The following is a 19,666-nucleotide window of genomic DNA, read 5'->3' as shown; positions in this document are numbered from 1 at the left end:
CGTCAAGCGAAACGGGAAGGCGCGCGGCGCTTTCCCGTCCCTTTTGGCCCGCCGGGCGCGTAGCGCGCCGCTCCGGCCGAAGGAATCGCACGAACCTCGTCACACCCCAGATTAAGCATCCAGGAAAATCACATGGCTATCGTAGAAGTCAAAGTCCCCCAGCTGTCGGAGTCGGTGTCGGAAGCCACCATGCTGCAGTGGAAGAAGAAGCCGGGCGAAGCAGTCGCGCAGGATGAAATCCTGATCGAACTCGAGACCGACAAGGTCGTCCTCGAAGTACCGGCACCGGCAGCGGGCGTGCTCGCGCAAGTGCTGCAGAACGACGGCGACACGGTCGTGGCCGACCAGATCATCGCGACGATCGACACCGAAGCGAAGGCAGGTGCTGCCGAAGCAGCGGCAGGCGCCGCCGAAGTCAAGCCGGCCGCCGCGCCGGCTGCCGCCGCACCGGCCGCTCAGCCGGCCGCCGCAACCGCATCGAGCTCGGCCGCCGCATCGCCGGCCGCAGCGAAGCTGCTGGCCGAGAAGGGCCTGTCGACGGGCGACGTCGCAGGTTCGGGCCGCGACGGCCGCGTCACGAAGGGCGACGCGCTGGCTGCAGGCAGCGCACCGAAGGCTGCTCCGGCCGCCGCACCGGCGAAGACCGCCGCTGCGAAGCCGTCGCTGCCGGAAGTGAAGGTGCCAGCGTCGGCCGCGACGTGGCTGAACGATCGTCCGGAACAGCGCGTGCCGATGTCGCGTCTGCGTGCGCGTATCGCCGAGCGTCTGCTCGAATCGCAGCAGACCAACGCGATCCTGACGACGTTCAACGAAGTGAACATGGCTCCGGTCATGGAACTGCGCAACAAGTACAAGGACAAGTTCGAGAAGGAACATGGCGTGAAGCTCGGCTTCATGTCGTTCTTCGTGAAGGCCGCCGTCCATGCGCTGAAGAAATTCCCGCTCGTGAACGCGTCGATCGACGGTAACGACATCGTCTATCACGGCTACTTCGACATCGGTATCGCGGTCGGTTCGCCGCGCGGCCTGGTCGTGCCGATCCTGCGCAACGCGGATCAACTGAGCCTCGCCGAGATCGAGAAGAAGATCGCCGAATTCGGCCAGAAGGCGAAGGACGGCAAGCTGTCGATCGAGGAAATGACGGGCGGTACGTTCTCGATCTCGAACGGCGGCGTGTTCGGCTCGATGCTGTCGACCCCGATCATCAACCCGCCGCAGTCGGCCATCCTCGGCGTGCACGCGACGAAGGAGCGCCCGGTCGTCGAGAACGGCCAGATCGTGATCCGCCCGATCAACTACCTCGCGCTGTCGTACGACCACCGCATCATCGACGGCCGCGAAGCCGTGCTGTCGCTCGTCGCGATGAAGGATGCGCTGGAAGATCCGGCACGCCTGCTGCTCGACCTGTAAGCCGAGTCTCACTGCATCGACCCGTTCCGCAGGATCGCGCTCACACGCGAACCTGCGGGCGTACAAGTAGAAAGGATTGTCATGTCCAAGGAATTTGACGTCGTCGTGATCGGCGCCGGCCCCGGCGGCTACATCGCCGCGATTCGCGCCGCGCAGCTCGGCAAGACCGTTGCCTGTATCGAGAAGTGGAAGAACCCGGCCGGCGCGCTGAAGCTCGGCGGCACCTGCCTGAACGTCGGCTGCATCCCGTCGAAGGCGCTGCTCGCGTCGTCGGAAGAGTTCGAGAACACGTCGCATCACCTGGCCGACCACGGCATCACCGTCGACGGCGTGAAGATCGACGTCGCGAAGATGCTCGGCCGCAAGGACGCGATCGTCGAGAAGATGACGAGCGGGATCGAGTTCCTGTTCAAGAAGAACAAGATCACCTGGCTGAAGGGCCATGGCAAGTTCACCGGCAAGACCGACGCCGGCGTGCAGATCGAAGTGAGCGGCGAGGGTGAAACCGAAGTCGTCACCGCGAAGAACGTGATCATCGCGACGGGTTCGAAGGCGCGTCACCTGCCGAACATTCCGGTCGACAACAAGATCGTGTCGGACAACGAAGGTGCGCTGACGTTCGACTCGGTGCCGAAGAAGCTCGCCGTGATCGGCGCAGGCGTGATCGGCCTCGAGCTCGGCTCGGTGTGGCGTCGCCTCGGCGCCGACGTGACGGTGCTCGAAGCGCTGCCGGCATTCCTCGGTGCAGCCGACGAAGCGCTCGCGAAGGAAGCGGCCAAGCTGTTCAAGAAGCAAGGCCTCGACATCCATCTCGGCGTGAAGATCGGTGAAGTGAAGACGACCGCGAACGGCGTGTCGATCGCCTACACGGACAAGGACGGCAACGCGCAGACGCTCGACGCCGACCGCCTGATCGTGTCGGTCGGCCGCGTGCCGAACACCGATAACCTCGGCCTCGAGGCGATCGGCCTGAAGGCGAACGAGCGTGGCTTCATCGACGTGGACGACCATTGCCGCACGGCGGTGCCGAACGTGTACGCGATCGGCGACGTGGTGCGCGGCCCGATGCTCGCGCACAAGGCGGAAGACGAAGGCGTGCTGGTCGCGGAAGTGATCGACGGCCAGAAGCCGCACATCGACTACAACTGCATTCCGTGGGTGATCTACACGTACCCGGAAATCGCATGGGTCGGCAAGACGGAGCAGCAGCTGAAGGCGGAAGGCCGCGAGATCAAGACGGGCAAGTTCCCGTTCTCGATCAACGGTCGCGCGCTCGGCATGAACGCGCCGGACGGTTTCGTGAAGATGATCGCGGATGCGAAGACCGACGAACTGCTCGGCGTGCACGTGATCGCCGCGAACGCGTCGGACCTGATCGCGGAAGCCGTGGTGGCGATGGAATTCAAGGCGGCGTCGGAAGACATCGCCCGCATCTGCCATCCGCACCCGTCGATGTCGGAAGTGATGCGCGAAGCGGCGCTCGCCGTCGACAAGCGCTCGCTGAACAGCTGAGCACGGGGTAGCGCCTGCCGGCCGTCGGCCGGCGCAGCCGTCTCATGACGAAGGCGGGCGGGGTTTCCCGCTCGCCTTCGTTCTTTCCGGTTTGCCCGATGAACGTCACCGAATACTACACGCGCGAACTGACCACGCGCGGCTATCAGTCCGATCCCGCGCAGCGCGCGGCCGTCGATCGCCTGCAGCGCTGTTTCGACGAATGGGTCGAATACAAGGCGCGCCGCTCGAACGCTTTCAAGAAGCTCATCAATCATCCGGATCTTCCGCGCGGCGTCTACATGTGGGGCGGTGTCGGTCGCGGCAAGAGCTTCCTGATGGACAGCTTCTACGCAGTCGTACCCGTGCAGCGCAAGACGCGCCTGCATTTCCACGAATTCATGCGCGAAGTGCACCGCGAGCTCGAGGAGCTGAAAGGGCAGGCCGATCCGCTCGACGAACTCGCGCGACGCATCGCGAAGCGTTACCGGCTGATCTGTTTCGACGAGTTTCACGTGTCGGACATCGCCGACGCGATGATCCTGTACCGCCTGCTCGATCGCCTGTTCAACAACGGCGTGCAGTTCGTGATGACGTCGAATTACGATCCCGACGATCTGTATCCGGACGGTCTGCATCGCGACCGCATGCTGCCGGCGATCGCGCTGATCAAGGAAAAGCTCGACGTGCTCAACGTCGATGCGGGGGTCGACTATCGCCAGCGCACGCTCGCGCAGGTGAAGATGTATCACACGCCGCTCGGCGCGGAGGCCGATCGCGAACTGCGCCATGCATTCGGCAAGCTCGCGGCGGTGCCCGACGAGAGCCCGATCCTGCATATCGAGAAACGCGAATTGAAGGCGCTGCGCAAGGCGGACGGCGTCGTGTGGTTCGATTTCGCGACGCTGTGCGGCGGCCCGCGTTCGCAGAACGACTACCTGGAACTGGCGAGCCGCTTCCATGCGATCGTGCTGTCCGAGGTGCCGCAGATGTCGCCGCGGATGGCATCCGAAGCGCGCCGCTTCACGTGGCTCATCGACGTGCTGTACGACCACAAGGTCAAGCTGCTGATGTCCGCTGCGGTGCCGGCCGAGGAGTTGTACGTCGAAGGCCCGATGGCCAACGAATTCGCGCGTACGGTCTCGCGCATCGTCGAGATGCAGTCGAAGGAGTATCTCGAAACGCCGCGCCGCATCGTCGATACGTCGTTGACCTGAGCGGATGGTGAGCTTGGTAATTGGCGGGATTTAAACGTCAATTTCGGTTAAATTCTGCCGATCTCCGGGTATTTTCGGATTTGTCTTATATTCATCGTTGAGGTGAGCCGATATTGTGGTGTCATGGTTATTAAGGCTGGAGATGTCCATGACCCCGTATCGCGATTTGACCGACCACGAATGGCGCTGCGTCGCGCCGCTTCTGCCCGAAATGCAACCGCGCACCGAGTTGCGCGGCCGGCCGTTAGCCAATACGCGGGCCGTGCTGAACGGCGTGCTCTGGGTGATCTACAGTGGCGCAACATGGTCGGCCATGCCGCGCCGTTACCCGTCGTATCAAACATGCCATCGCCGCTTCAAGGTGTGGCACGAAACGGGTACGCTGATGAACGTGATGCGTGAGCTTTATGGCGACGCCGGCATGAATCTGTGCAATGAACTGTCCGCGCGGATGCGCAAGCACACGCAATCGAAGGCGGCGGAGGCGCGTAGCAACGCAGCGCCCGCGTATCGTGCACCGGGTAGCTATGCAGCGGATGCGATGAAGCACGCGGCGTGATGCCGTCGCGTTTCGTTGTGCGCGCACCAAAAGAAATCGGCCTGGCGACGTCGTCGCAGGCCGATTTCTTCATTGAGCCGCGCGTTTCGGCGCGTACGGCGTTATTGCTGGCGAACCCAGGTCTGCGAACGACCGAGCAGCGACACGCCGATGTAGCCGCGCACCACGAGCTTCTGGCCGCCGTCTTCGAGCGTCATCTTGCACTTGTAGACCTTGCCGTTCTCCGGGTCGAGAATGTTGCCGCCGTCCCAGTGGTCGCCGTCCTTCTTCATCGCCTTGATGATCGTCATGCCCTTGATGAGCTGATCCTTGCGCTCGTCCGTGCACGCGGTGCAGCGGCGATCGGGCGTATCGTTCGCGCCGAGGCCCTTGACGACCTTACCCGTCAGCGAGCCGTCGCCATCTTCGGCGATCTGTACGAGTGCCTTCGGTTGATGGGTGTTGTCGTCGATCGTCTGCCACATGCCGATGGGGCTATCGGCTTGCGCGAACGTGGGGGCTGCGCACGCGAGCAGGGCGCCGGCAATGGCGATTGCACGCAACGGGCGGGTCAGTTGAATCATTGTCATCCTCCTTGTTTTGCATGTCTGTTCGATTCGCCCGCACGACCGTCTGCATGGGGCGGGCATGTTGCGAGCTTCGCCAGAATACGTGAAACCGCGCGCCACGTTTGATAGAGGGGACTCTAATCGAAACAGCCCGCGTGACGCGGGCTGTTTCGTGACTTGGGTGACCGATCAGTTGAGCTGATAGGAGAACGCCGCATTGATCCGTGGGCTGCGCGATGCGCTTTCGACCGGTGCGTCGCCCACCGGTTTGGCGACGTTCAGGTCGAGACTGTAGTAACGGCTGTCCGTGAGCCGCACGCCGATGCCGACCGACGACATGCGGTTCGGCGACGGCGTGCCCGAGTGCAGATACACGCGCGCCATGTCGTATGCGATGTACGGCGTGATCGATTTCAGATACGTCCAGCCGGGCGTGAAGCCGCGGTTGACCTCCAGCGACATCCCCCAGCCCGAGTCGCCCGATGTCTCGCCCGGCTGGTAGCCGAGCGCGTAACGGGTCGAGCCGAACGAGATCTGTTCGGACGTCGGCAGCGAGTCGGGACTGTATTGCCCGGTCAGCGAGACCGACGTGCCGATCCGGAACGGCCATTCGTTCGTCTGCGTGAAGGTCGCGCCGGTGCGCACGAAGGTCAGCGAGATCGGGCTGTCCACCGAGGTCGTGGTCGTGCCGACGGTGATGTCCTGCGCTTTCGATGCGCCGAGGATGTTGAAGCCTTTCGCGACGTTAACGCTCAGCTTCTGTACCTGTTTCGGCTGGACGCTCGTGTAGTCGAGCTGCATCTGCAGCACGCGGACCTGCGAGCGCGTATCGAGACTCGCACCGTTGATCTGGTTCTGGTAGCGGTCCTCGTTGTGCGACGCATAGCCCGACACGGTGCCGAGCAGGCTGCGCTGGTTGTTCAAGAGCAACGGATAGGAAGCCGAAAGACCGAGTTTTTCGTTCTTGACCGTCCGCTCGACGTACGACGGCAACCCCGGGTTGTCGGTCGGCTTGCCGCGATACGTGCTGGCGTCGAGGCGCGTGATCAGGCCGCTGCTGCCGACGGGCACCGCGCCGCTGAACGCGAAATAGGTTTGCTTGTCGCGTCCCGGCGGCGCGAGCGCCGAGATGCTCAACTGCTCGCCGAACCGCGTCAGGCCGTTTTCGGTCGCGGTGATGAGGCCCTGCACGCCGGGGTGGTTGAAGTCGATACCCGTGCTGACGTTGAACGGCTTGCGATCGACCGCGAGCTCGAGCGTCGTCGCGCCGTCGGTGGTCTGCGGCGGCGGGACATTCGCCTTCACCGTGAGGCCGGGCAGCAGGCCGAACGTGTTCACGTAACGCTCGAACGTCGCGCGGCGCAGCGGGCGATCGGCCGTGATGTGCGCGGCAATCGCGCGAATCTTCGGTTCCATCGCGCCGGGCTTGCCGGTGACCTTGACGTCCGACACATAGCCTTCGACCACCGTGATGCGCACGACGCCGTTCTCGAACGTTTGCGCGGGGACGAACGCGAACGACAGCGCGTAGCCGCGTTCCTGGTACAGCGTCGTCACGCCGTTGGCGGTTTCGATCAGTTCGCCGATCGTGATGTCCTTGCCGACGAGCGGTGTGAAGCGGCGCGTGATTTCTTCGAACGGTATCGACTTCACGCCTTCGACCTGGAACGTCTTCGGCGTCAGGTGCCGCGACAGCAGCTCCTGCAATTGCGGCGCCTGCGGCGCGACCTGCACGGTGACGTTCGGGCCCGTCTTCGGCGCGTTGATCTGGGGAAGGGAGTCGAGCGGGTTACCGCCGACGCGCGTTTGTGCCTGTGCCGTACCTGCTGCCGCGATGGCGAGCAGCATCATCCATCTGTCGAGTCTGGATTTCATTGTTCTTCCTCGTAGGCCTTGCTTTTCGTCTTCTTTGTAATGCCGGCGCGCGACACCGGGGTGTCGCGCGCCGCGTGCCGCAATGCCGGTTGTGTTTGTACGGCCGCGCCATTCGCTCCGGCTGCGATGACGCGACCGTCCTCCTTACTTGCCAACGCTACCCAGCGTACCCAGCAACCCCGTGACCGGTGCCAGCAGGCCCGTCGAACCGCTGCTCGACGATGCCGTACCCGACACGCTGCCGACCAGCGACGTGACCGGCGCGAGCGGGCTCGCCCCCCCGGACCCTGCCGCACCGCCAACTGCTCCGGTGACAGTATTCAGCAAACCGGTGACGGGCGCGAGAGGGTTTGCACTGCCTGCGCCACCTGTGGCGCCGCCGAGCGTGCCCGTGACCGTCGACACGAGATTCGTGACGGGTGCGAGCGGGCCGCTGCTGCCGCCTGCTGCGCCACCGAGCGCGCCCGTGAGCGAGCCGAGCGGCGTCGAGCCCAGACCCGACAACAAGCCGCCGAGCGGGTTCGTCGAACCGGAACCTGACGACGAGCCGTTCTGGACGGTTGCCGTCGAGCCGCCGACGAGGCTCGTGATCAGGCCGGGGATCGGCGCCGCGCCATTCGGGCCGTTCGGATTGACGAGGCCGCCCGCGTTGGTCACGGTGTTGCCGACTGCCGTCACGAGCTGGCCGACGTCGCCGACGAGCGGCTGGCTCGACGTGCCGCCGACCTGCTTGCCAGCCGAGCTGATCGCGCCGCCGATCTGGCCGAGCAGGCCCGAGACGGGTTGGCCGAGGCCGGTCGTCGTGCCGACCTGCTGCGTGACTTGGCCGGCGGTGATCACGAGCGGCGTGATCGCCGAGCTGATCGGTTGCGTGACCTGCTGCACGGCGCCCGACGACAGCGTCGAGCCGATCGTCGTGCCGGCGGCCGTCAGGCCGTTGGCGACCGTGTCGAGCACGGTGCCGACCGGCGTCGTGACCGGCGCGAGCGGGGCCAGCGGGCCCGTGCCCAGCGCCTTGACCGTCGAGCTCAGGCCGGACACCGTGTTGCTGGTCGCACCGACGACGTTGCCGAGACCGGCCACCGTGGTGCCGACCGGGTCCTTGGTCGAACCGATCTGTCCCAGCCCGTTGCTCACCGCATCGGCTGCCGCACCGACGATCGTGCCGGTGCTGGACAGCGTGCTGCCGATACCCTTCGGCACGCCGTCGCCGAGGCCCGGCAGGCTGATGTTGCCGACCGTGCTGCCGAGGTCGGTGGCCGTCTGGCCGACCGTGCTGATGACACCCTTGGTGCCGGTCGACGAGCCGCTGGTGCCGCTCGTCCCGGACGTGCCGCTCGTGCTCGGATTGTTGTTGTCGTTGCTGCTGGTCGGCGGCGAGCTGACGCCGCCACCGCCGCAGGCGGCCAGCAGGCACGCCGCGGCGAAGGCGGTGAGGGGCGCGCGCCAATGGCGCAGGGCGACCGTCGGGAGGGAACGTTGCTGGGACATGATGGACTCCTCGCTGTCTTTTCGATGAATGGATGTCGGATTACTTGCCGTGCGTGCCGCCGAGCAGGCCGCCGATCAGCGACGTGACGGGTGCCAGCGGATTCGACGACGGACCCGAATTCGTGACGGCACCCGTGCCGCCGCTCAGTGCCGGCACGCCCACCGTGCTCGTGACCGTGGAGACGACGTTCGTCACCGGGGCGAGCGGGCTGCTGCCGCCTGCGCCAGCCGTCGCGCCGCCGAGGGCGCCCGTGACTGCGCCGAGAAGACCGGTGACGGGCGCCAGAGGATTTGCGCTGCCTGCGCCACCCGTTGCGCCGCCGAGTGCGCCCGTGACCGTCGACACGAGACCCGTGACCGGCGCGAGCGGACCGCCGCTGCCACCTGCTGCGCCGCCGAGTGCACCCGTGACCGTCGAGACGAGACCGGTGACCGGCGCGAGCGGGCCGCCGCTGCCACCTGCTGCGCCGCCGAGCGCACCCGTGACCGTCGAGACGAGACCGGTGACCGGCGCGAGCGGACCGCCGCTGCCGCCGGCTGCGCCGCCGAGTGCACCCGTGACCGTCGAGACGAGACCGGTGACCGGCGCGAGCGGGCCGCCGCTGCCGCCGGCTGCGCCGCCGAGCGCGCCCGTGACCGTCGAGACGAGACCCGTGACCGGGGCGAGCGGGCCGCTGCCGCCACCCGTTGCGCCGCCGAGTGAGCCGGTCACCGTCGACACGAGACCCGTGAGCGGGGCGAGCGGGTTGGTCACGCCGCCGGTGCCGCCCGTGAGCAGGCCGCCGACGGCCTTGACGGTGTTGCCCGTCGACGAGACGGTGTTGCCGAGGCCCGTGGTGACCGGGTTGCCGCCCGTCGATGCGAGCAGGGCGCCAGCCTGGTTCAGACCGTTGCCAACCGTGCCGAGCAGCGTGTTGACCGGCGCGCCGAGGCCGGTTGCGGTGCCGATCGTCTGGGTCGTCTGGCCGACCATGGTCGTGATCGGCGTGATGGCCGAGCTGACCGTCTGCGTAACCTGCTGGATCGGGCCGGTCGACAGCACGTTGGTGAGCGTGGTGCCGCCGTTCGACACGGCACCGCCGAGCGTCGTGACGAGGCCGCCGACCGCGCCCGTGACCGGTGCGAGCGGTGACAGCGGGCCGCTGCCGAGGCTCGTGACCAGGTTGCCCGTTTGCGTGACTGCGCCGCCGAGCTGATTCACCACGCCGCCGGTGCTGGCGACCGTGGTGCCGACCGGATCCTTCGTCGCGCCGAGTTGGCCGAGCCCGCTGCCGAGGCCGTTGCCGAGTGCGGTAACCGCACCGCCGACGCTTTGCACGATGCCGCCCGCGGCTTGCGTGGTGGCCGGATTGACGCCCGGCAGCGTCTGGCTGCCGATGACGGAGCCGAGGCCGGAGACGGTGTCGCCGGCATTCGTGATGATGTTGCTGCTTTGTGCGAGGACATTTCCCACCGGGTTCGCCGACACACCGGAGGTGCCGGACGTACCGCTCGTGCCCGAGGTTCCGCTGGTGCCGGACGTGCCGCTCGTGCCCGAGGTTCCGCTGGTGCCGGACGTGCCGCTCGTGCCTGAGGTTCCGCTGGTGCCGGACGTACCGCTCGTACCCGAGGTGCCGCTGGAGCCGTTGCCGCCCGACGTGGAGATCGTATCGCCGCCGCCGGAGCTCGAGCCGCCGCCGCCGAGACCCTGGCTGATGGAGCCGGAGCCGCCGCACGCGGAGAGGGAAAGCATGGCTGCAACGGTGGCCGCGATCAGAGTCGTCCGGAACACGCCATGAGGGATAACCTTAATGTCCATTTCGTCCTCGCATTAAAAATGTGTTGTGAACTGCGTTGTGTTGAGTGGTGCGAGGACTACTCTGCAACTGTCGTGCCATTTCGAGGCTCGACGGTTCGACAACCGGTTTTAAACGAGGCAATTCCTTGTCGGAAAAGGAAGTTCCGGAAATTGAAAGATTGTTGAATCTGTTTAAGTGCAGATGAATGAGAACGGTTTCGGCCGTTTCGTAACGTAACGTCACAACATTGGCGTTACGCGTGCGGCGTAACGTGGGGCCCGCGCAGGCTTGGTGGACGAGGCAATTGTTTTACTGGTGGATTAGGTGTGCACATCTAACCTATCGTAAATCCTATGTGTAAGTCGTACCGAAACGCCGTACAAATACGTTGTGCTCCTGGTCATTTTTTTTCCGTCAGAGTGGTTAAAAGAGGTTGGAACTTAAATAGGATCGGATATAGAATCCGGAGCAGATGTAAGGAAATGTACGGTTCGGTACACTACGTTCGAGGAGGAGCGCTATCGCGAATGTTAACTTGCATCAAATCGTGAGCAAGGCCCTTCGGGGCGACCTATAAAGAAAGCGCACCCGGTTGTCGTTACAGCAGATGTGGCGAACGGTTGGGGCAAACGGCCAGATATGCGGGGACGTATACGTATAAAAGGCCAGAAAACGTAAATACAGGCACGAGGAATAAAATGAAAGCAATCATCAAGCGTTTCCTTAAGGAAAACGACGGGGTTACCGCGATCGAGTACGGGCTGATCGCGGGTCTGATCGCTGTCGCGATCGTCGCCGGGGTGACGAACATCGGTAGCAGTCTCGGTACCATGTTCACGAATCTTGGCACCTGCGTGTCCACTCCTTCCGCTACAAACTGTTCTGCCAACGCGATTCGCGGAAATGCGGCCTAAGTTGACTTCTTCGTTCGTGGAAGTCGTCGTGGCGTAGTAGCGGGCGGACTGCCTCGGTAATCCGCCCGCCCTTGCATCTGCTGCGGGTCGTGGTGTGATGGGACATCTCATTTCTAGCGGGATATTTCTGGCCTGGGCGGCTTTGGTCGTGGTCAGCGATATTCGTCTCCGCCGTATTTCGAACGTGCTTGTCGTGGCCGGATTAGTCGGTGGGCTCGGCGCCGCGTGCGTGGCCGCGAGTCCATTTGGTATTTCGGTGCATCAAGCAGTGGTCGGCATGCTGGTCGGCCTGATCGGACTGATACCATTTTTTCTTCTGCGCGTCATGGGCGCAGCAGACGTGAAAATTTTCGCTGTGCTCGGTATCTGGTGCGGTGCGCACGCGCTACTTTGGCTCTGGGTGGCTGCCAGTCTGGCTGCAGGGCTGCACGCGCTCGCACTGATGCTGCTGTCGCGCACGTTGTTGGGGGGGCTGTGGCGGCAGCGCCGACCGACGCTGATACTTGGCAGATATCGGGCGACGCCCTATGCCGCATGCCTCGCGGTACCGGCTGCTGCATGGTTGATCTATCTGATCGCAACAGGGGGCGTGCGATGAAACGACAGAGCGCGTGTCGGGGACGGCAACGGCAACGTGGAGCGACAGCGGTGGAGTTCGCGATCGTGTTTCCGCTGTTCTTCGTGATTTTTTACGCGATCCTGAGTTTCGGGATGATTTTCGTCATTCAGCAAAGCTTGACATTGGCTGCTAGCGAGGGGGCACGCGCAGGATTGAGCTACGCACCGAATCTCACGACACGCGTCGCGAACGCAAAAACAACTACGCAGAACGTCCTCGGCTGGCTGAACAGCAGTCCGCCCAACGTGGTGGCTCAGCAATGCAACTACAACAGCACGCCTACGCCGTTGTTGTATTGCCTGACAGTTACGGTGAGCTATACGCCAGATAGCTGGATGACGATCATGCCATTCCTTGGGGCGATCATCACCAAACCGCTGACCGGTACGGCAGTGGTGCAAATCCCGCAGTCCATGCTGTGAGTTGGGCATCATGACGCGATAGACCTGTCACACGCAAATCGCGCAACAAGAAGAAACTCATTGGATTTTTATTCCGGCATCCATACGACAACATGGCCAACAACTTAACGAAGATCATTGCGGGGCTGCTGATTGCGATCGCCGTTCTGCTCGGAATCTATGCATGGGTGCTCGGACGCAGCGCATCAAGTCCCCCGCCGGCACAGCCGATGACGGCGGTAACTGCCGTGCCGATTGTGATTGCAACGCGTACTTTGCCCGGGGGGCAGCCGATTCCGGCCGATGCGCTGAAGGTTCAACCAACGACGGTGCCGGCGCCGGCAGGCGCGTTCAACGATCCGGCCCTGCTTGTTGGCCGCATGCCGATTCGTGACGTTCCAGCCTCGACTCCGGTCGTTGCAGATGCCCTGGTGTCGGGGCTTGCCGAGGACGTGCAGCCTGGCGAGCGTGCGGTTGCGGTTCGCGTCGACGAAACGAACGCGGTCGGTAACCGGCTGCGGCCCGGAAATTTCGTCGACGTGTTCCTGAACCTGAAACGTGAAGTCGGCACCACGATGCTCGACGGCGAGGTTTCGCAGACCCAGGCGCGGCTTCTGTTATCGAAGGTTCGGGTGCTGTCGTTCGGCGATGCGACCGCCGAGCGCGACAGCGGCAACAACAACGGTGGTAACGGGCAGCCGACCGGCGCCCGCATCGCGGTGCTCGCGGTGCCGACCGCGCAGGTCGATGCGCTGACGCTCGGCGAGGCGAGCGGCCGGCTGACCTTTGCATTGCGTAATCCGCGTGACGAGGAGCTTGCGCTACAGACGGTTGCGGTGCGTACCGACAACAAACTGTCGCCGTCGGCGTTGGCCGCGGCAGGCGTCTCGCTGCAACAACTGTCTGGCACACCGAGAACGCCGGTAGCCAGCGCGAACGTGCCTCCGTTGCCGTCGCATTTGCCGCCGCCGGTGCGGCCAAGCGGGGGCGGCGGCAGTATCGAAGTGATTCGCGGCGGCCGGTCGGAAACGGTTGCCTATTGAACCAGGTCGACGGCCATCGATATCAGCGACGACAAGCAAAGGGCCGCGCGACGGTCTACCAAACGATGAAAAACACACTGATTGCATTCGCGATTGCCATCTGCACCATGACTTTCACCTCGTTCGCGAGCGCGAGCGCTACGATCGAGCTCGCGGTCGGCGCACAACGGCAGATTTCGGCGGGCCGCACCCTGCAGCGCGTCGCGGTCGGCGATCCGGCAATTGCCGACGTGCTGATCATGAAGGGCAGCCGCTCGGGTTCCGTGCTGCTTACTGCGAAGGCTCCCGGCGCAACCAACGTGATGCTGTGGGAGCGCGGCCGCGATGAACCAACGATCTGGAACGTCGAGGTGGTCGACGCGGCCGCGCAAGCCGTGCTCGACGGCGCTGCGCCGCGCGTGAATGCATACGGCGGCACGGCGGTGCTGCAAGGCTCGGCAGCGTCGCTCGAGGCGCATGCGCGGGCGGCCGCGGTCGGCAAGAACATGAGCGTAAAGGGCGCCGTGATCGACCGCTCGACGGTTCCCGGCAAGAGTGTCGTGCAAGTCGACGTGCGGGTCGTCGAATTCAGCCGTTCGGTGCTCAAGCAGGTCGGGTTCAATTTCTTCAAGCAAAGCAACGGTTTTTCGTTCGGATCGTTTTCGCCGGGAGGCGTGCAGTCTTACAGCGGCGGTTCGGGCCCGGGGACCGGCGGATACGTTCCGACGCTCGGATCGCCAGTCGCGTCCGCATTCAACCTGGTCGTGAACGCGGCCGGACGCGGCATCTTTGCCGACCTGTCTCTGCTGGAGGCGAACAACCTGGCACGCGTGCTGGCGGAGCCCACACTGGTCGCGCTGTCCGGGCAGAGCGCAAGTTTCCTCGCGGGCGGCGAGATTCCGGTGCCATCGCCGCAGGGACTCGGTTCGACGGCGATCCAGTGGAAGCAATACGGTGTCGGACTCTCATTGACGCCGACGGTCCTGAGTCCGAGCCGGATTGCACTGAAGGTCGCACCGGAATCGAGTCAGCTCGACTTCGTGAACAGCGTGACGATCAGCGGCGTTGCGGTGCCCGGCATTACGACGCGCCGGGCGGACACGACCGTCGAGCTGGGCGATGGGGAGAGCTTCGTGATTGGTGGCCTGATCGATCGCCAGACGATGTCTAACGTGAGCAAGGTGCCGCTGCTCGGCGATCTGCCGATCATCGGGACGTTCTTCAAGAATCTGAGCTATCAGCAGAACGACAAGGAACTGCTGATCATCGTGACGCCGCATCTCGTCGCGCCGATCGCGAAGGGCGCAGTGTTGCCCGCGACGCCTGGCGAGTTGTCCGAGCAGCGCGACGGGCCGGTCTGGAAATCGTATTTGGGCGGAGCCGCTTCGCCGGACGCTGCTCCCGGATTTTCGAAATGAGTGCAATGTCTCGCGGCTTGCGATGCATCGCCACGCCTTGTGTAATCGGGGGTGTCCGACATGAATGCGCGAATTCAATCATTGTGTGAACCCGCCGTGACCGACTATTTCGTGTGTGCGTCGCAGCATGAGGCGCATGTCCGCTGGCTGGCCGATACGCTCGTATCGGCCGGCGCGGTCGAGGCCGCGTCGCTTGAACCGGGTATGCTGGCGCAGCGCATTACGGGCCTCAATCCCGCGCTCGTCTTCATCGATTTCTCCGACGGCAGTGCGGCGGCGAGCATTGCTGCGGCTGCGATTCGCGCCACGCATCCGGGGCTGCCGATTGTCGCGCTGGGTTCGCTCGCACAGCCTGAGAGCACGCTCGCTGCATTGCGCGCTGGCGTCCGCGATTTCATCGACGTGTCGGCACCGGCGGAAGATGCGTTGCGCACGACGCGCGGGTTGTTGACTAACGTTGGCGAGCCGGCGAGCCGCCACGGCAAGCTGGTTGCATTGCTCGGCGCGCGCGCAGGAATGGGGGTGAGCACGCTCGCGGCGAATCTGGCCGTATGGTTGCAGAGGCGCGCGGTGGGTCCGGAGGGGGGCGGCGTGCCGAACGGTGGGACGCCGGCTGGTCGTCAGACCGCGCTCGTCGACCTCGGGTTGCCGGCAGGCGATGGCGCGCTGTTCCTGAATACCCGCTGTGAATTCCATTTCATCGATGCGGTTCACAATCTGCGCCGCATCGACCGCACCTTCGTGAATACCGCGTTGACCCGGCATGAGAGCGGCGTCGCATTGACAACGCTGCCGCCGGATCTCGGCGGGCTGCGCGACGTGTCGTACGCGTCGTGTGCCGGTTTGCTGAACCGGTTTCGTGCATTCTTCGATCAGCAGATCGTCGACCTCGGCGGTTTTTCGAACCGCGAATTCGTTGCACAGGTCACGAGTTCGGCTGATGAAGCGTGGCTCGTCTGCGACCAGGGCGTCGCGTCGATCGTGTCGGCGGCCGATCTGCTCACCGGGCTGCGCGATGCGGGTGTCGAGACGGACCGCATACGGCTCGTCGTCAACCAGTACGACCCTGCACTCGATCTGACGCCCGCACAGATTGCGGAGCGCCTAGGGCTGTCGCTGGCCGGCACGTTGCCCTCGCGCCGCGTCGTGATCGGCCATGCGGCGAACCAGGGCCGGCTCATCGTCGATATGGCGGAGCGCGACCCGTACGTGCGCGCGCTCGAATCGCTCGCCGCGCGGTTGCCAGGTGTGTCGATTCGTCCGGCTGCACCGCGTCCGGCGCCTGGCCTGTCCGCGCTGAAGCGTTTCATTCAACCCTCGTCCAAGCGGTCGTAAGCGATGGCACACGACATTCAATTTGCCGACGGCGCAGCGCCGTTCTCCCAGACGCAGCAATTCCACGACATCAAGAATGCCGCGCACGAACATTTGTTGACGCGCATCGAAGAATTGGGCGCCGAATTCGGCAGATGGTCCCGCCAGGCGATCAACCAGTTCGTCGATCTCGAGATCGACAGCTTCGTGCGTCTGCGTCGCATTCCGCTCAACGAGAACGAAGTACGGACGATCGCGGAGGCGCTGACGAAGGAACTCGCGGGTTTCGGACCGATCGAGGATCTGCTCGCGGACCCGGCGGTCGAGGACATCCTGATCAACGGCTACAACGACGTGTACGTGTCGCGTCACGGGATCCTTGCCAAGCTGCCGGTACGCTTCACCGATAACGCGCACCTGTTGCGGATCGTGCGGCGGATCCTCGCGCCGATCGGTCGCCGTCTCGACGAGTCGAATCCGATGGTCGATGCACGGCTGCCCGACGGCGGCCGCGTGAACGTGGTGATCGAGCCACTGTCGATCGACGGCCCGGTCGTGTCGATCCGGAAATTCCGCAAGGATCCGCTCAAGCCAGCCGATCTGCTCGGCAACGGGACGTTCAACGAAGAGATCAACACGTTGCTTCAGGCAGCAGTCGAGGCGCGCTGCAACATTCTCGTGTCGGGCGGTACGAGTTCCGGCAAGACGTCGCTGCTCAACGCGCTCGCCTTCCATATTCCGGAGATCGAGCGTGTCGTGACGATCGAGGATACGGCTGAGTTGTCGCTGAACCACCCGCACGTCGTGCGGCTCGAGAGCCGACCGGGCGGGTTCGACGGTACCGGCGTCGTGTCGATTCGCGACTTGCTGCGCAATACGTTGCGGATGCGTCCGGACCGGATCATCGTCGGCGAAGTGCGCGGCGGCGAGGTGCTGGAAATGCTGCAGGCCATGAACACGGGTCACGACGGCTCGATGGGCACCGTGCATGCGAGTTCGCCGCGCGAGTGTCTGTACCGTCTCGAGATGCTTGCCGGCTTTGCAGGTTTCCAGGGCACCGAGTCGAGCCTGCGCCGGCAGATCGCGAACGCCATCGACTTCATCGTGCAGATCGGACGCCTGTCGAACGGGCGGCGCCGGATTCTGTCGATCACCGAAGTGACCGGGCTGTCCGACAACATCATCGCGACCCAGGAGCTTTACCGTTACGAAGCGCGTGTGACACCGGAGGGCGAGGAAGTCGATCACTGGGAAACCCTGGGCATTCATCCGCATTCACCGAAGCTCGCGCGCTTCCGTCAGACGCTGACGAGCGGTGGGTTCGGCGATGGCGGATTCGGTGGCGGAGGCTTTGGCGGTGGCGGGTTTGGCCGCGGAGGCGGAGGCTTCAATGTATAGCGCGATGGTATGGGTGCTGGCGATCGCGATGCTGTGCGTCGCGGCTGCGATGATGCTGTGGCGTCATGCGGAGACCCGGCGCGTACGGACCGACGCAAAGCGCTTCATCGACAGCCGGCTCGAGCCGGGGGCACGCGTCGCCGCACAGGGGGCACGTGCGCAGGCCGCTGGTGCCGTGCGTGCCGCGCAGCAACCGGGTGCAGCACGAACGATATCGTCCGATGCTTTCTGGGCGCACTGGTATACGACCGCTTCCGAATATCTGTCCAATCTTGCGAGTCGCGCGGGGATCGACGATGCGCGCGGCAAGGCGCTCGTCGCGCTTGGAGTGCTCGTCGCGGTTGCGGTCGTCGCGGGTAGTCGCGGCGGTATGCTGGCGTGTTTCGCGGCAATCATGTGCGGAAGCGCGATACTCGGCGTCTGGCTCGCGTCGCGAATTCAACGGCGCCGGTTGAAGATCGTTCGGCAGATCCCGTCGTTTCTCGACGGGATCGTGCGTCTCGTGACGCTGGGCAATAGCGTGCCGGCTGCTTTCCAGTCCGCGTTGCTGACGACCGAGGAGCCGCTGCGCGGCTGTCTCGACGTCGTGTCGCGGATGCTGCGCGGCGGTATCGAGATCGACCGCGCCATGATGCACATCGCGAAGATCTACCGGACCGAAGAGTTCGAGCTCGTCGGCTCGGTGCTGCGCTTGTCGGTCAAGTACGGTGGTCGCGCGGATGTGATGCTCGAGCGGATGGCCGTATTCATGCGCGACCTCGAACAGGCCGAGCGTGAATTGACCGCGATGTCGTCGGAGACACGGTTGTCCGCATTCGTCCTCGTCATGCTGCCGATCGCAATCGGGAGCTTTGTCGTGATGACCAATCCGAAGTATCTGTACGGGATGTGGGGAGATCCGAGCGGGCGATCGCTGCTCATGATCGCGTTCCTGGCTCAAGTGATAGGCAGCATATGGCTGTATCGAATGGCTCGGCTCAGGTGACACTATGACAGCAACTCAAATCGGAGCGATTGCATTGGCCGTGGGCGCGCTTGGGGTGCTGCTGCTCGGTATGGTTGCGATGTTGCGTGCGAATGCCGCGGCGCGTGCCGAACGAGCGTTGGTCGATGCGTTGGATCGGCGCATGGCTGCACTCGAGGCGGCGAAAGCGCGGCCCGCGCAGGATGGCGATGTGCCGGCGAAAGCCAAGGTGCGCGGCGGGCAACGTGTCGAACATTGGCTCGATCGCTTGTCGGTGGCAGGCATGCGCTGGCTGGACACCGGATTCGGAAAATACGCGGTCGCGGAGGAAGACCGCCGTCTGCTGGAGCAATGCGGATATGTCGATGCACGCACGCGAGGGCTGTTTCTGAGTGCGCGTGTCGCGTGCGGGATCGCGTTGCCGCTGCTGTTCGCGATCTGCGCGAGCGGGCGCATGAAAGGCAGTATCTGGATGGTCGGTTTGTGCATCGCCTTGGGGTTGGGTTTCATGCTGCCGAAACTTTATGTGCAGCGCCGTGCAGCATCGCGGCGACAGAGCGTCGTCGATGAACTGCCGCTGCTCGTCGACATGTTGCGTTTACTGCAAGGCGTCGGCCTGTCGCTCGATCAGAGCCTGCAAGTCGTGACGAACGATTTTCGCGGGATGCTGCCGGTCTTGTCGTCGGAAGTGGGAATCGCGCAGCGTCAGTTCGCCGCGGGCCGTACGCGCGAGCAGTCGCTGCAACGGCTGTCCAGTGGATTCGACAACGAGGATTTGCGCGCGATCGTGCGATTGATGATTCAGGTCGACAAGCATGGCGGTGCGGTCCAGGAACCGCTCAAACAGTTCGGGGACCGTTTGCGCGAGACGCGTCGTGCGATGCTGCGCGAACGGATCGGTAGATTGACGGTAAAGATGACGGGCGTAATGGTGTTGACGCTGTTGCCCGCTCTGCTGATCGTGACGGCGGGGCCCGGCATGCTGGCGGTGATGCGTGCGTTGTCGTCGCAGCATTGAAGGACGGAAGGACAGACGATGAAGCGAATCGACGAAGCGGTGACCCGGGCAGGCATGCTGGCGGCGGTGTTGATGCTCGGCGCATGCGCAACCAAGGAAAGCGGACCTATCCGTCATTTTGTGGGCGGGGCATATCATGAGGTGTAAAAGCCATGGATATGCCGATGAAGAAGAAAAGACAAACCGTAGCGCGTCAGGCAGCGGCCCGCGGGCCGCTGCCTGAGTTGCC

The 19,666-nt window shown here is 64.2% G+C and carries 18 protein-coding genes; 14 read left to right on the top strand and 4 right to left on the bottom strand.

Annotated elements, in window-relative coordinates; all coding sequences use genetic code 11:
* The first annotated feature begins 132 nt into the window (after positions 1 to 132).
* The 4 genes from odhB (at position 133) to H0X95_RS31405 (ending at position 4,677) form a co-directional block, all read left to right on the top strand.
* The gene (odhB, locus tag H0X95_RS31420; RefSeq protein ID WP_006493538.1) at positions 133 to 1,410 is read left to right on the top strand and encodes a 2-oxoglutarate dehydrogenase complex dihydrolipoyllysine-residue succinyltransferase; all 1,278 of its coding nucleotides are present in this window, start codon (positions 133 to 135) and stop codon (positions 1,408 to 1,410) included.
* Between the two features lie 81 nt (positions 1,411 to 1,491).
* Complete coding sequence (gene lpdA, locus H0X95_RS31415) at positions 1,492 to 2,922, top strand: dihydrolipoyl dehydrogenase (protein ID WP_006483484.1); 1,431 nt, start codon at positions 1,492 to 1,494, stop codon at positions 2,920 to 2,922.
* Positions 2,923 to 3,020: 98 nt separating this feature from the next.
* Complete coding sequence (gene zapE, locus H0X95_RS31410; protein ID WP_012492563.1) at positions 3,021 to 4,118, top strand: cell division protein ZapE; 1,098 nt, start codon at positions 3,021 to 3,023, stop codon at positions 4,116 to 4,118.
* A gap of 148 nt (positions 4,119 to 4,266) precedes the next feature.
* Entirely contained in the window at positions 4,267 to 4,677 is a 411-nt protein-coding gene (locus H0X95_RS31405; protein WP_006483499.1) for a transposase, read from the top strand.
* A gap of 101 nt (positions 4,678 to 4,778) precedes the next feature.
* Here H0X95_RS31405 and H0X95_RS31400 read toward each other — a convergent pair whose 3' ends face one another.
* The 4 genes from H0X95_RS31400 to H0X95_RS31385 form a co-directional block, all read right to left on the bottom strand.
* On the bottom strand, positions 4,779 to 5,240 hold the full coding sequence (locus H0X95_RS31400; RefSeq protein WP_006483501.1) for a DUF2147 domain-containing protein: 462 nt from the start codon (positions 5,238 to 5,240) through the stop codon (positions 4,779 to 4,781).
* A 174-nt stretch (positions 5,241 to 5,414) separates the two neighbouring features.
* Complete coding sequence (locus H0X95_RS31395) at positions 5,415 to 7,100, bottom strand: ShlB/FhaC/HecB family hemolysin secretion/activation protein (protein WP_006495336.1); 1,686 nt, start codon at positions 7,098 to 7,100, stop codon at positions 5,415 to 5,417.
* A gap of 144 nt (positions 7,101 to 7,244) precedes the next feature.
* Positions 7,245 to 8,591 carry a collagen-like triple helix repeat-containing protein gene (locus H0X95_RS31390; RefSeq protein ID WP_062884568.1) on the bottom strand — a complete coding sequence of 449 codons (1,347 nt, stop codon included), beginning with the start codon at positions 8,589 to 8,591 and terminating at the stop codon, positions 7,245 to 7,247.
* Between the two features lie 40 nt (positions 8,592 to 8,631).
* The gene (locus tag H0X95_RS31385) at positions 8,632 to 10,389 is read right to left on the bottom strand and encodes a collagen-like triple helix repeat-containing protein (RefSeq protein WP_196446339.1); all 1,758 of its coding nucleotides are present in this window, start codon (positions 10,387 to 10,389) and stop codon (positions 8,632 to 8,634) included.
* Between the two features lie 678 nt (positions 10,390 to 11,067).
* Between H0X95_RS31385 and H0X95_RS31380 the strand changes: the two genes are divergently transcribed.
* The 10 genes from H0X95_RS31380 to H0X95_RS36230 all read left to right on the top strand — a co-directional run bounded on the left by H0X95_RS31380 (position 11,068) and on the right by H0X95_RS36230 (position 19,584).
* On the top strand, positions 11,068 to 11,283 hold the full coding sequence (locus tag H0X95_RS31380) for a Flp family type IVb pilin (RefSeq protein ID WP_059723740.1): 216 nt from the start codon (positions 11,068 to 11,070) through the stop codon (positions 11,281 to 11,283).
* Between the two features lie 97 nt (positions 11,284 to 11,380).
* Complete coding sequence (locus H0X95_RS31375; protein ID WP_059723739.1) at positions 11,381 to 11,881, top strand: A24 family peptidase; 501 nt, start codon at positions 11,381 to 11,383, stop codon at positions 11,879 to 11,881.
* Entirely contained in the window at positions 11,878 to 12,324 is a 447-nt protein-coding gene (locus H0X95_RS31370) for a TadE/TadG family type IV pilus assembly protein (protein ID WP_059723737.1), read from the top strand. Before H0X95_RS31375 ends, H0X95_RS31370 begins: the two co-directional genes overlap by 4 nt.
* Positions 12,325 to 12,416: 92 nt before the next feature.
* Positions 12,417 to 13,346, top strand: coding sequence for a Flp pilus assembly protein CpaB (gene cpaB / locus H0X95_RS31365; protein WP_062884566.1), 930 nt, complete (start codon positions 12,417 to 12,419; stop codon positions 13,344 to 13,346).
* A 65-nt stretch (positions 13,347 to 13,411) separates the two neighbouring features.
* The gene (locus tag H0X95_RS31360) at positions 13,412 to 14,743 is read left to right on the top strand and encodes a type II and III secretion system protein family protein (protein WP_059723781.1); all 1,332 of its coding nucleotides are present in this window, start codon (positions 13,412 to 13,414) and stop codon (positions 14,741 to 14,743) included.
* A 60-nt stretch (positions 14,744 to 14,803) separates the two neighbouring features.
* Positions 14,804 to 16,078, top strand: a complete 1,275-nt coding sequence (locus H0X95_RS31355) for a fimbrial protein (RefSeq protein ID WP_059723733.1) — start codon at positions 14,804 to 14,806, stop codon at positions 16,076 to 16,078.
* A gap of 3 nt (positions 16,079 to 16,081) precedes the next feature.
* A complete protein-coding gene (locus tag H0X95_RS31350) occupies positions 16,082 to 17,455 on the top strand; it encodes a CpaF family protein (RefSeq protein WP_059723731.1) in 1,374 nt (457 codons plus the stop codon).
* Positions 17,448 to 18,440 carry a type II secretion system F family protein gene (locus H0X95_RS31345; RefSeq protein WP_077056277.1) on the top strand — a complete coding sequence of 331 codons (993 nt, stop codon included), beginning with the start codon at positions 17,448 to 17,450 and terminating at the stop codon, positions 18,438 to 18,440. The genes H0X95_RS31350 and H0X95_RS31345 overlap by 8 nt, the downstream gene beginning before the upstream one ends.
* A 4-nt stretch (positions 18,441 to 18,444) precedes the next feature.
* Positions 18,445 to 19,437, top strand: coding sequence for a type II secretion system F family protein (locus H0X95_RS31340; RefSeq protein ID WP_059723727.1), 993 nt, complete (start codon positions 18,445 to 18,447; stop codon positions 19,435 to 19,437).
* 18 nt (positions 19,438 to 19,455) lie between these two features.
* Entirely contained in the window at positions 19,456 to 19,584 is a 129-nt protein-coding gene (locus H0X95_RS36230) for a hypothetical protein (protein ID WP_269060594.1), read from the top strand.
* Positions 19,585 to 19,666 lie beyond the last annotated feature (82 nt).

This window comes from Burkholderia sp. 9779_493 (assembly GCF_015712215.1).
GTDB classification, from domain to species: domain Bacteria; phylum Pseudomonadota; class Gammaproteobacteria; order Burkholderiales; family Burkholderiaceae; genus Burkholderia; species Burkholderia cenocepacia.
The sequence above is the reverse complement of the archived record's forward strand: the minus strand, read 5'-3'. Positions and strand labels throughout refer to the sequence as shown.